The sequence below is a fragment of the Campylobacter pinnipediorum subsp. caledonicus genome, from assembly GCF_002022005.1.
Classification (GTDB): Bacteria; Campylobacterota; Campylobacteria; order Campylobacterales; family Campylobacteraceae; genus Campylobacter_A; species Campylobacter_A caledonicus.
Genome location: NZ_CP017258.1, coordinates 390,009 through 402,219, shown reverse-complemented (window position 1 = coordinate 402,219; position 12,211 = coordinate 390,009). Strand labels below are relative to the sequence as shown.

The 12,211-nt window shown below is 31.4% G+C and carries 12 protein-coding genes; 2 read left to right on the top strand and 10 right to left on the bottom strand.

Features of this window, described 5'->3' with window-relative positions:
* Positions 1-370 precede the first annotated feature (370 nt).
* Together CPIN18021_RS02085 and CPIN18021_RS02080 are read left to right on the top strand one after the other, a co-directional pair.
* On the top strand, positions 371-1,288 hold the full coding sequence (locus CPIN18021_RS02085) for an aminodeoxychorismate synthase component I (protein ID WP_078424307.1): 918 nt from the start codon (positions 371-373) through the stop codon (positions 1,286-1,288).
* Positions 1,254-1,850 carry an aminotransferase class IV gene (locus CPIN18021_RS02080; protein ID WP_078424306.1) on the top strand — a complete coding sequence of 199 codons (597 nt, stop codon included), beginning with the start codon at positions 1,254-1,256 and terminating at the stop codon, positions 1,848-1,850. The genes CPIN18021_RS02085 and CPIN18021_RS02080 overlap by 35 nt, the downstream gene beginning before the upstream one ends.
* 57 nt (positions 1,851-1,907) lie before the next feature.
* Here CPIN18021_RS02080 and CPIN18021_RS02075 read toward each other — a convergent pair whose 3' ends face one another.
* From CPIN18021_RS02075 to CPIN18021_RS02030, 10 genes are all read right to left on the bottom strand, one after another.
* Complete coding sequence (locus CPIN18021_RS02075) at positions 1,908-3,836, bottom strand: transglycosylase domain-containing protein (protein ID WP_078422955.1); 1,929 nt, start codon at positions 3,834-3,836, stop codon at positions 1,908-1,910.
* Positions 3,833-4,378, bottom strand: coding sequence for a septum formation inhibitor Maf (gene maf, locus CPIN18021_RS02070; RefSeq protein ID WP_078424305.1), 546 nt, complete (start codon positions 4,376-4,378; stop codon positions 3,833-3,835). Before maf ends, CPIN18021_RS02075 begins: the two co-directional genes overlap by 4 nt.
* Complete coding sequence (locus CPIN18021_RS02065) at positions 4,378-4,869, bottom strand: hypothetical protein (RefSeq protein ID WP_078422953.1); 492 nt, start codon at positions 4,867-4,869, stop codon at positions 4,378-4,380. The genes maf and CPIN18021_RS02065 overlap by 1 nt, the downstream gene beginning before the upstream one ends.
* The gene (gene alaS / locus CPIN18021_RS02060; protein ID WP_193431656.1) at positions 4,869-7,412 is read right to left on the bottom strand and encodes an alanine--tRNA ligase; all 2,544 of its coding nucleotides are present in this window, start codon (positions 7,410-7,412) and stop codon (positions 4,869-4,871) included. The genes CPIN18021_RS02065 and alaS overlap by 1 nt, the downstream gene beginning before the upstream one ends.
* A gap of 336 nt (positions 7,413-7,748) precedes the next feature.
* Complete coding sequence (hemH, locus tag CPIN18021_RS02055; RefSeq protein WP_078424303.1) at positions 7,749-8,681, bottom strand: ferrochelatase; 933 nt, start codon at positions 8,679-8,681, stop codon at positions 7,749-7,751.
* A complete protein-coding gene (locus CPIN18021_RS02050) occupies positions 8,678-9,550 on the bottom strand; it encodes a Gfo/Idh/MocA family oxidoreductase (protein WP_078424302.1) in 873 nt (290 codons plus the stop codon). Before CPIN18021_RS02050 ends, hemH begins: the two co-directional genes overlap by 4 nt.
* Before the next feature lie 133 nt (positions 9,551-9,683).
* Positions 9,684-10,691, bottom strand: a complete 1,008-nt coding sequence (locus CPIN18021_RS02045; protein ID WP_078424301.1) for a beta-ketoacyl-ACP synthase III — start codon at positions 10,689-10,691, stop codon at positions 9,684-9,686.
* Positions 10,684-11,685 (bottom strand): phosphate acyltransferase PlsX, encoded by a 1,002-nt coding sequence (plsX, locus tag CPIN18021_RS02040; protein WP_078422948.1) that lies wholly within the window; start codon positions 11,683-11,685, stop codon positions 10,684-10,686. The genes CPIN18021_RS02045 and plsX overlap by 8 nt, the downstream gene beginning before the upstream one ends.
* Position 11,686: 1 nt before the next feature.
* Positions 11,687-11,833 carry a 50S ribosomal protein L32 gene (rpmF, locus tag CPIN18021_RS02035; RefSeq protein WP_069633196.1) on the bottom strand — a complete coding sequence of 49 codons (147 nt, stop codon included), beginning with the start codon at positions 11,831-11,833 and terminating at the stop codon, positions 11,687-11,689.
* Between the two features lie 12 nt (positions 11,834-11,845).
* On the bottom strand, positions 11,846-12,202 hold the full coding sequence (locus CPIN18021_RS02030) for a DUF177 domain-containing protein (RefSeq protein WP_078422947.1): 357 nt from the start codon (positions 12,200-12,202) through the stop codon (positions 11,846-11,848).
* Positions 12,203-12,211: the final 9 nt, after the last annotated feature.

The following is a 12,211-nucleotide window of genomic DNA, read 5'->3' as shown; positions in this document are numbered from 1 at the left end:
TCTATATTGTTTCTAATATCATCCTATTTTATATTAAAAAATATAGTAAAATTTTGGCTTTTTCTTTTTAGGATTATATTTATGGTTTTTTAATCTCAACGGCACATTTAAGCTTGATCTAACACTACCAATAAAATAAGACCACCTCATATCTACATAAACCTGTTATTAAGGTTCCTTTTTGAATATTTCTAGTAATTTAATATTTAAAAATTAAATATTACCGCCAATTAATTTTAGATAATCTTAGCATTATGTAATAAAAATTAGTCAAATTCTGCGTTAATCCATTAAATAATATAAATATTTATTTATTAATAAATAAATATATACTATAATTTCGCTTTTAAAATTTCAAAGGATTAAAACAATGGTAAAAAACCTAATAGACTCTTATGGCAACAAACCTTTTATAGCTATTTTAAGCTATGATGAGCCAGAAAATAATATTATCTGTGCCCCTGAAGATGCTGAAAAATTCGGAATAAAATTCAAAATAAATGCTAAAAATTATAATAAAATTAACTACTCTCTTGAAAAAGAGCCTATAGAGTTTGAAAAATATCTAGAACGCTTTAATATTTTATCAAAATATCAACAAAGCGAGCAAAATGAACTTTTAAATTTATGTTTTCCAACTAAAATCAAAACAAATTTAAGCCTAGAAGAAATATATCAATACTCAACAGCAAAGGCATTGGTGTATAAAAAAAATGATTTTGTATGCTTTTCTCCGGAACCATTTATAACTATAAAAAATGGCCATATCCATACCTTTCCAATGAAAGGGACAATAGATGCAACATTACCAAATGCCAAAGAAACACTTTTAAATAACAAAAAAGAGATAGATGAACAATATAAAATGGTAGGATTTATGAAAGATGATTTATCTTTAGTTGCAGAAGATATTAAGGTTGAAAAATTTCGCTATATACAACGTGTAAAAAACTTATACCAAACAAGTTCATACTTAAAAGGCAAGATCAAACCCAAGCTAAGCTTAGGAGATATTTTTTCAGCTCTTGTTCCAGCAGCTTCAATAGCAGGTAGTCCAAGAGATAAAGCCATAGAAATAATAAAAGAATGCGAGATTTCAAAACGAGGATTTTATACAGGTGTTTTTGTCTATTTTGATGGAAAAATATGTAAAAGTTTTGTCCTAATAAGATTTGTAAAACAAACTCAAGATGGATTGTGCTTTTTTAGCGGTGGGGGCGTAACAAAACAAAGTGATCCCAAAAAGGAATATGATGAGCTCATCAAAAAAGTCTATTTTCCTTTTTGAAACTATAAAATTAGTTGACCATAAGCCACAAAATTTAAAATACCATATATCAAGAGCTAAAAACTCTATAGATAAATCATTGGAATTTGAATTTGAAGATATATTAGAAAAAACTTCAAGCGAGGCTCCTCTTGGTACTGCTAGAGCTAAGATTATATACAATCTAGAAGGCGAGTTTATAAGATCTGAGTTTTATCCATATAAGGCTAGAAATTTTAGGAGTTTTTATATAGTTAGTGCTGACTTTGACTATAGTAAGAAATTCCTAGATAGAAGCCTTATAGATGAAGCAAAAAGTAATTATGAAGAAATCATAATTACCAAAGATGGCTTTGTGACTGATACCAGTATAGCAAATATTGCTATATTTGATAATGGTTGGATAACTCCAAAAACACCTCTTTTAAAAGGAACATGCAGAGCTAGACTTATAGAAAATGGATTTTTAAGACAAGAAAACATATCTATAAATAGACTTATGAATACTAAAAGATTTGCTATAATGAATGCTTTAATTGATTTTTGCGAGATTGAAGATTTTAAGATTATCAAAACAATATAAAGGTGATTCTGTATCCAAAAACACCTTTATATTTTTATTAATTTTAAGACAAAATATCTAAAATATCAATCCACCTTCATCAACTTCTTGCATAATATTTTGCTGAGCTGAGTTATCGGGCAATGGAGATTGATTTGTATAATACTCATCATGCCCTTCATATTTACCTCTATAAACACCATCTGGTCTTATAAAATTTCTTTGAGTATTTGGATACTGCTTAAGATATGCTTGTATAAATTTCTTAAATACAGGAGCTGCTGTAATACCTCCTGTTTCAAATTTTTTCATAGGGGTATTGTCATCATTTCCATACCAAACTAAAGCCTCTATATCTGGCGTAAAGCCGCAAAACCAAGCATCTATATTGTTATTTGTTGTGCCTGTTTTTCCGGCTATTTGTATGCCTTTTACCCTTGCGTTTCGTCCGGTTCCATTTTCAATGACATTTGTAAGTATTGTTGTCATCAAAAAACTCTGCTCAGGAGAATTAACTCTTATTCTTTCTGATTCAAATTTGATAAGATTTTTGTATCTATTTTTTATACTTTTAATAAGAGTAGTTTTTACAACCTCTCCATCATTTGGAAACATAGAATAAAGACTAGCAAAATTTATAGGAGATATACCAAAGCTACCAAGCGCTATAGATAGATTTTCGGGTATATCGCCAAAACCCATTCTTATAAGCTCTTTTTTAACAAAATTAAGTCCCAAATCGTTCAATAAATTTATAGTAGCTAAGTTTCTTGATTTTGTTAAGGCTTGTTTTAAGCTAATATAACCACTAAAGTCTCCGCCATAATTTTTAGGTGTCCACTCTTTTCCATTTCCCATATCAAAACTACGAGATATGTCAGCAACTGGCGACATAGTAGAGTAACCGCTATTTAAAGCTATTTGATATATAAAAGGCTTGAAGCTAGAACCAGGCTGTCTTCTACTTTGCGTAGCTCTATTGTAGCTACTTTTTGAGTAATCAACTCCACCAACAAGCGCAAGCACATCTCCGGTTTGAGGTTTTGTAACAACCATTGCACCATTTAAGATATTAGGATCTGCTTTTTTGTTTCTTCTTAGTATTTCATTATATCCAAACTTCAAAGCCTCTTTGGCCATATTTTGCACTTCAAGATCAATCGTGCTTTGGATCTCATAGCCACCGGTTTTTATGTCATCGTATTTTTTATTTAACTCTTTTAGTATCTCATCAACAACATAAGGTGCTTTGTTTTTACTAAGCGTATCATTAAACACAACAGGTTCTTCAACCAAACCTTTTCTATACTCATCTTCATTTATCCACCCTATATCATACATACGTTCAAGAACCCTATTTGCACGGCTAAGAGACAGGTCAAGATGTCTTGTAGGGTCATAAGAGCTAGGTGCTTTTGGAAGCCCTACAAGCATTGAAATTTCTTTTAAACTAAGCTCGTTTAGCTCTTTTCTAAAGTATCCAAGAGCTGCTGTTTTTATACCATAATAGCCATGTCCAAAATAGACATGATTTAGGTATCTTTCTATTATTTGTTCTTTTGTAAGCTCATTTTCAAGCTTCATTGCAAGAACCATCTCTTTTATCTTTCTCTCTATCTTTTTTTCACTTGTTAAAGCTAAATTTTTCACAAGCTGTTGAGTAAGAGTTGATGCCCCTTCTGCAAGTCTTCCTACTTTTATATCTTTTATTATAGCTCTTACTATAGCTTCAAAGTTAACTCCACCATGCTCAAAATAGCTAGTATCCTCTATCGCTACCAAAGCTTCTATAACCCTAGCCGGTATCTCATCATAAGCAACATAAAGTCTATTTTCTTCAAATACATTTGCTATAAGCTCATTGTTCGCATCAAATATTTGTGTTGTGAGTTTTGGTTTATAATCAATAATATTATAAGCATTAAATCTAACCTCAGAATAAACATAAAAAAATCCAGCACAAAACGCAACTACTATCAAAAATAAAAAAGTCAAAATATATTTCATAAAAAAGCCTTTAAAATACTTACATTCAAACCACGAGCATTATCAGTCGTTCCATTTTGGGTTAATATATATTTTTTATTAAACCCCTCCACCATCATGGCTCCAGCTTTACCGATATACTCTTTGCTTTTTATGTATTCAAGCATATCTTGTCTATCAAATTGTTTGAATTTATATATAGTTTCGCTAGTTGATATAAGTTCAAATTTCTCACTCAAATAAGTCATAGCAGTAACAACACTAGCACAATTTCCGCTTTGCATTTCAAGCATTTGTATAGCATTTTGCTCATCTGTAGCCTTGCCTAAAATTCTACCATTACAGACAACACAACTATCGGCAAAAAGTAAATTTTTAAGCCCTTTATGTGCTGACAAAAATTGATCTTTTTTGGTTTTTACAACATTTAAAACATAGGTATGTGGCTGCAAATCTCTACTAATCATACTTTCATCAAAGTCAAATGAAATTTGTTTAAATTCAATGTTGTATTCTTGTAAAATTTTGGCCCTTGTTTGCGAACTTGAAGCAAGTATAATCATCAAAAACCTCTATATGCAACACCAAGATATGTTGCAACAAGTGATATAATAATATTTAAAGGTATAAAATATTTTATTATAACAACTATATTTTCATAACACTCTATCATTTCATCAACTAAAAATGCATTTTTTGACTTTTTATAACAATAAATCATATATAAAACATTTAATGTTAAAAAGCCAAAAAGTGTATATTTCGTTCCAAGTATGGCATTTGCCATTGGATCTGCTGACTTCATCATATCAGCAACTTGAACAAAAGAACCAGTTACTACTATAAGCAACAAACCAATCAAAATCATATACCAAAATATTTTTAAAGCATTTAATACATCGTTATATGACTCCTTTGTTGAGTTCTCTTTTAGAAAAAATTTCAAAACATACCAAAAACCGATTTGCAAACCAACAAAGAAAATCACAGATGTTATATGAAAAAATGGTAAAAATTGACCAAGTCTTGCAAATGCGATATTTTCTGGTTGCATTATTTTAATTTCTCTTTCGCAAACTCAACTGCAACTTTTTGGGCATCTGGTATTTTTGAGATATCTTTACCTCCAGCAGTAGCAAAATCATCCCTACCGCCACCATTTCCACCAAGTGTTTGAGCTACTTGTTTTACCCATTCTCCAGCTTTTATATTTGCATTTTTTACGCCAGCAGCTACTAAAATTTTATCCTCTTTTGGCTGGATAAGCATAACAGCAACACTAGAATTTGCATTTTTTATATCATCTATCAAGCTTTTGATATCGCCATTTTCTATAACCTCAACACCAAATTTAATGCCATTTACATCATCAAGCTTTATTGATTTTGATCTACCTGAGTTTTTAAGCTCATCTTTTAGGCTTCTTATTTCATCTTTTAATTTTTTGATATTAACGATAGGTTGATTTGTTTTTAATTCAGCTCTTATTTCTTCTAATTCAGCTCTTATTTCTTTTGCAAAATTTGTAGCCGCATTTGAACAAACAGCTTCTATTCTTCTAACACCGGCACTTACACCACTCTCTTTTGTGATAAAAAAGCTACCTATTTCATTTATATTTTTTACGTGAGTTCCGCCACAAAGCTCTTTGCTAACATCTCCAAAGCTTAAAACCCTTACATCATCTTCATATTTTTCGCCAAAAAGAGCTATAGCACCACTATCTTTTGCGCTTTGCAAGTCCATAATCTCAACATTTGCATTAGCACCTTTTATGATAGCTTGATTTACATAATTTTCTATTTGTGTAAGTTCATCGGCTGTAAGCGCCTTTGGATGAGAAAAATCAAAACGCAATTTTGTAGCCTCTACGCTAGAACCGGCTTGTGTGATATGAGAACCTAAAATCTTACGCAATGCAGCGTGTAAAAGGTGTGTAGCGCTATGATGTCTTGCTATCTCGTGTCTATCTTCACTAACCTCCAAAACAACACTTTCATTTTGTGCAAGAGTGCCATTAGTCTTAACAAGTGATAAGTTTAGTCCGTGGAATTTTTGTGTATCAAGGACAATGGCTTTATCTTTTATAACACCGCTATCTCCACACTGTCCACCACTTTGTGCATAAAATGGAGTTTTATCAAACATAACCCAGCCTTCTTGATTTGGCTGTAATTTATCTGTTATTTTAAAGTTATCATCTAAAATAGCTAAAATTTTGCTTTTGGAACTTAAGGTACTATAACCTATAAATTCATTCTGATTGTATTGTTCTAATAGCTCTTTAAAATCACCTTTTTGACTCTTATCTCCACTACCTTTCCAAGCAGCTTTTGCACGAGTTTTTTGCTCATTCATAAGCTCATCAAATCTAGCCTCATCAACAACCATTCCCTTATCTCTTAGCATATCAGCTGTTAAGTCCAAAGGAAATCCATAAGTATCATAAAGCTTAAAAGCTACATCGCCACTAAATACATCTTTTGTATTTTTAAGCTCTTCATTAAATAGCTCAAGTCCTGATGATATTGTTGAGAAAAATCTCTCTTCTTCAAGCAAAATTTGCTCTTTTATACTATCTTTTTTATTGTTTAGATAAGTATAGTGAGATCCCATCATTTCGCATACTTTATCAACAAGCTTATGCATAAAAGGTTTTTTGATGCCAAGCAAATAACCATGTCTAACAGCACGGCGCAAGATACGTCTTAAAACATAGCCTCTGCCCTCTTTATCAAATGTGGTTCCTTGTGCTAACAAAAATGTAACCGAACGAATATGATCACTAATAACCCTATAACTAGCACCACTTTCATACTCATAAGGCTTACCGCAAAGCTTAGCAACTTCCTCAATATACGGCATAAATAAATTACTATCATAGTTGCTAAATTTACCTTCCATGATAGCACTTACTCTTTCAAGTCCCATTCCTGTATCTATACTAGGTTTTGGTAAAGGTGTCATTTTTCCATCACTTGATCTTTCAAACTGCATAAATACCAAGTTCCAAATTTCCAAGAAACGATCTCCATCTCCACCCATATAGTCCTCATCTGTATTAAAATGCTCTTCGCCTTGGTCATAAAATATCTCAGAACAAGGCCCACAAGGTCCGGTATCACCCATAGCCCAAAAGTTATCTTTATCTCCAAATTTATAGATTCTACTTTCTTCTATATGTTGTTTCCAGATTTCAAAAGCTTCATCATCTTTTTCGTGAACAGTAACATAAAGCTTGTCTTTTGGTAGTTTTAACACCTCTGTTACAAACTCCCAAGCATAGGATATGGCATTTTGTTTAAAATACTCACCAAAGCTAAAATTGCCAAGCATTTCAAAAAAAGTATGATGGCGTGCAGTATATCCGACATTATCAAGATCATTATGCTTTCCGCCAGCTCTTATACATGTTTGACAGCTTGTTCTTATAGGTGGATTTGGTCTAGGAATTTCTCCGGTAAAAATACTTTTAAAAGGTACCATACCAGCATTTGTAAAAAGCAGGGTTGCATCATTTGGAACAAGTGGTGCTGACTCTATAACCTCATGTCCTTTTGATTTGAAAAAATCAAGATAAGCACTTCTAACATCTATTTTTTGCATCATTTTTCCTATTTGAATTTTAAATTTATCTATGATTTTATCCAAAAATGGTTTTGAATTTGATAAATTTTTTATATTTTCTTGGACAAATAAATTATGTTTATTTTATAATATTTTTACTATTTTAAATTTTTTAAAACAAATATATTTATGATAACTTTTACAATTTCATCTTTATTTTTTAAAATAAGAGAATTGCTGCCATAGCAATACTTGTTGGCATTAAAAATCCATTCTTAGAGCTGTTTTATCTTTAGCAGTATCCTAGAACTTATAAATACTTTTATAAAATCAAAGTTGTGATTTACAACAAAACAATAATAAATTTCACATATCAGATAATTTAAATAAAAACTTAGCAAAATCATCACTGTCGTTTGGACATTTTACTACATCATAATACTCAAATTCCAAACTTTTTGCTATATCTTTATACTCTATACAAAGCTCAAAAACAGTCTCTGAGTTGTCTATACAAAAAGACATCGGATATACTAATGCTTGTTTACTATCAATTGAAGATAAGACATCATTTAGTGATGGCTCAAGCCATTTCACAGGACCAAGTTTTGACTGATAGGCTAGCTTTATATCCTTAAATTTCATACCATTTTGCAAAAGTTTTTCTTTTAATAAATCAAAATGTTTAACAATATGTTGTTCGTATTTATCACCTTTTTGAATTATTTTTTCGGGCAAAGAATGAGCTGAAAATATCATAATCATATCACTAATATCTTTATCTTTTACATGCTCTTTTATATCGTTTATGATTATATTATTATAAATATCATCGTTATAAAAAGGCTCAACAACCTTTACTTTTGATTTTAATCCAAGCTCATTAAACGCCTTATAAAACTCATCAAGACTTGAAGTTATAGTAGTGACCGAATGATGCGGATATAGTGGTAAAACTATGATCTCATCTAAGTCGCTATATTTTTCAAGGACATCTTTTGCAAAAGGTGGAGTATAGTTCATAGCAAAATCAACAATATAACTATCATCAATCTCTACCATTTTATCGCAAAGGCTTTTTGTGATATCACAAATTGGAGATTTTGAGCCTATTTGTTTATAGTTATTTATAGCTGTCTTGGCTCTTAAATTTGTTATCAAACAAGCTAAAGTTTTTCTTATAAAATTGGATTTGATGCCTAGTATATAAGGGTCATTAAACATATTTTTTAAAAAAACTTTTACCTCATCAAGATTTTGAGGACCTCCCATATTTAAAAGTAAAATCATTTTTTTCATTTAAAAAGTTCCTTAATTTTTATAATCTCATCTACACTCACGACCTCTTTATTTTCTATATCTTCATAACAGATACAAAATTCATTATAAAACTTTTTAAGCTCATTTTCTTCTTTATCTACCTTAAGATTTATCTGACCATTGATATTTGTTTGATAAAGTTTAAAATTTAACAAATCAGCAAAATATATACCGTTATTTGTAGAGATTCTTATATTAAATTGATCAAGCGGATTTGTAGTAGAGTTTAATATATTAACTAAAATTTGTGTTTTAGTCTTAAATGTGATTTGAGTATTGCTAGGGTGTTTTTCATCTTGTATTACTCTTGACATGCTAATAAAGTCAGCTAAATCAGTTGTTGTTATATGTTTTATCAAATCAATATCCAAAACACTTAAAAAATCTATCATATCAGCACTACAAATAGATTTTGAATGAAAAATATCAATACTATAAATTTCATCTTCTTTACAAAGCGCTTTTCGCAAAGAACAAATTACTGGATTGAATCTATCACTAAGGCAAAAGGTTAAATTTATTTTATTTACACTCGCGCTATATCTAATCTGTCTTAAATCATCAGTTTTTTTACAAATCGGAGAAGCTATAATGATTGTTTTTACATGTTTTAAACATTCCAAAAAAGCATCTAAAACATCGGATTGGTCTACGCATATAAGCAATACTTCGGGACTGGAGTCTTGGATAAATTTTTTAAAATCATTATAAAACTCAACCCTGCTATACTCATTATGTTCTTTTTCATCAAAAATTCCACAAACTTCAATTTTATCAAAACGCCTAAGCTCACTATAGTGTGCTTTACCTATATCCGTAAAACCAACAATACCAACTTTTAGCTTCATAAAAGACCTTTTGAAATTCGTAAAAATATTTTAATATATTATATGCTGAGTTGACTCAAAATAAGATAAATTTAAAAGCTATTATCATTTTTAATGATTAAAGAAGTGTATTTAATAATATATTTATATTATTTTACAGTGTAGCTTTGTAATCCTTGCCCCCGAATTTAAGCAAGGCTGAACCCCATGTAAAACCACCGCCAAAAGCATCGAGCAATAATAAAGAACCATTTTTAATGCGTCCGTCTTCATAAGCATCATTCATAGCCATAGGTATAGAAGCCGAACTCGTGTTTCCATATTTGTGAACAGTTAAAACACATTGTTCATCTTTAAACTCAAGCTTGTTTTTTACAGCATCTATTATACGAAAATTAGCTTGATGAGGTATGAAAAAATCAACTTCTTCACTTTTTATATTGTTTTTAGCCAATATATTTACAACATCACTTGTAAGTGTCTGAACAGCAACTTTAAAAACTTCTTTGCCATCCATATGTATGTAGTTAAGTTTTTTTTCTAGTGTTAGTTGATTTGCAGGATATACACTTCCACATCCTGGAGTTGAAAGCAAATTACCATATCTTCCATCGCTTGCTGTATGTGTGTCTATTATCTCATTATCATCACTTACACCAACCACAGCCGCACCAGCACCATCGCCAAATAATATACAAGTGCCTCTGTCAGTATAATCAACAATAGAACTTAGCTTTTCGGCACCAACTATCAAAACATTTTTTTTAATGCCACTTTGAACAAAAGACTTTGCAAGTTCTAATAAATAAATAAATCCAGTACAAGCAGCACTGATATCAAATGCTGTCACCCCAACATTTAATCCCAAATTTAAGGCAATCTTGCAAGCCGTTGATGGCATACAAAAATGATCAGGTGAGATAGTAGCGCAGATAACCGCATCTATATCGCCCTTGCTTATGCCAGAACGTGCGATAGCTACCTCTGCCGCCTTAGTTCCAAGATCGCTTGTTACCTCTTCTTGTGCTATCCTGCGCTTTTTTATGCCTGTTCTTTTTGTGATCCACTCATCACTTGTATCTACCATTTTTTCTAGATCTAGGTTTGTTAAAACTTTTTCTGGGACATAAGAGGCTATTGATAGTAAAGAGGCTTTATTCATCTGATAATGTCTTAAATTTATTTAATTCTTCTTCTATAAGCTTATTTATATGAGAGTGAGAAAAATTTACTGCTTGGAAAATAGCATTTTTTATAGCTTTTGGATTGCTTTTTCCATGACTTACTATAACACACCCATTTACACCAAGAAGTGGTGCTCCACCATATTCATCATAGCTTACCTGTTTTTTGAGTACCTTAAAGACCCTCTTCATTAAAACAGACCCTGCTATAGCTAAAGGTGATTTTTTGGCATGTTTTTTTATGATTTTTCCGATGGCATCCGCCACACCTTCACTTGTTTTCAACAAGATATTTCCTATAAAACCATCACAAACAACAACATCTACACTTCCATCAAAGACTTGATTTCCCTCTGCATTTCCAACAAAACTTTTCATACGAGATAACATACCAAAGGCCTCTTTAGTGACTTCATTGCCTTTTGATTTCTCTTCTCCGTTTGAAAGCAAACCAACTCTAGGACTTTTTCTATTCAATATCTCTTTTGCGTAAGATTCGCCCATAACGGCAAACTGAAATAAATTCTCAGCCTTACAATCAACATTAGCACCAACATCTAAAACAAGTGTTGTACTATCTGAAGTATTTGGCATTAATGTAGCAATAGCTGGACGAGCTATACCCTTGATCCTCCCAACTCTAAGAGTTGCAAGGCTCATTGTAGCACCGCTATGTCCTGCCGACACAACAGCATCAACCTCTTTGTTTCTAAGCATTTCTATAGCTATATATATACTACTGTCTTTGCGTTTTAAAGCATCTGTAGCAGAATCGGACATAGAAATAACTTCGCTAGCTTCTACAAAATGAACAAATTTTTGAAATTTAGATGGTATGAGATGTTTTAGTGCATTGCTATCTCCTACAAGTATTGCCGAAAAACTGACTTCTTTTAAAGCCTCAACAACACCAGCAACTATGGGCTCAGGACCAAAATCTCCACCCATAGCATCAATAGCAATGCGTATCATATTAGTACTCGCCTGTTGTCTTATTTATACGGTGAGGCATCTTCCAAGACCCGTCTTTATCTTTTACAGGTATAGGAAGTGTCACTTTATAATGAGTTCTACGCTTTGCTGCACGTGTGTGACTAACTCTTCTCTTAGGTACTGCCATTGTTATTCTCCTTTATAAATTTTCACATTCATTACAATAAAAATAATCGCTTTTGTAAGCTTGTAATTCGCTTTCAAAAACCTCATCTAAGTCTATTTCGTTATTAAAAAATTCAATAACATCCATCAAATCTTCGCCTTCATCATTATAAACTCCATCACTGATGAAAATTTTTATATCTTCATCTAGTTCCAAAGTCATTTCTTTACCACATCTATCGCACAAAACATCTGTTTTGCCGGTCATTTTGGCTTCACACAAGACTAGATTTTTATCTGCTTTTCTTAGATTTCCAAAAAATTTTAAACCATTACTATCCAAATCAAAAGGAAAGCCATTGTTTGAAATTTTTAGGAAATTTATTTTCAACTGAAAAAT

Excerpts from the sequence above, each read along its gene's own strand:
- CPIN18021_RS02085 (WP_078424307.1), top strand. The coding sequence starts at position 371 with ATGGTAAAAAACCTAATAGACTCTTATGGCAACAAACCTTTTATAGCT.
- CPIN18021_RS02080 (WP_078424306.1), top strand. The coding sequence starts at position 1,254 with ATGAGCTCATCAAAAAAGTCTATTTTCCTTTTTGAAACTATAAAATTA.
- CPIN18021_RS02075 (WP_078422955.1), bottom strand. The coding sequence starts at position 3,836 with ATGAAATATATTTTGACTTTTTTATTTTTGATAGTAGTTGCGTTTTGT.
- maf (WP_078424305.1), bottom strand. The coding sequence starts at position 4,378 with ATGATTATACTTGCTTCAAGTTCGCAAACAAGGGCCAAAATTTTACAA.
- CPIN18021_RS02065 (WP_078422953.1), bottom strand. The coding sequence starts at position 4,869 with ATGCAACCAGAAAATATCGCATTTGCAAGACTTGGTCAATTTTTACCA.
- hemH (WP_078424303.1), bottom strand. The coding sequence starts at position 8,681 with ATGAAAAAAATGATTTTACTTTTAAATATGGGAGGTCCTCAAAATCTT.
- CPIN18021_RS02050 (WP_078424302.1), bottom strand. The coding sequence starts at position 9,550 with ATGAAGCTAAAAGTTGGTATTGTTGGTTTTACGGATATAGGTAAAGCA.
- CPIN18021_RS02045 (WP_078424301.1), bottom strand. The coding sequence starts at position 10,691 with ATGAATAAAGCCTCTTTACTATCAATAGCCTCTTATGTCCCAGAAAAA.
- plsX (WP_078422948.1), bottom strand. The coding sequence starts at position 11,685 with ATGATACGCATTGCTATTGATGCTATGGGTGGAGATTTTGGTCCTGAG.
- rpmF (WP_069633196.1), bottom strand. The coding sequence starts at position 11,833 with ATGGCAGTACCTAAGAGAAGAGTTAGTCACACACGTGCAGCAAAGCGT.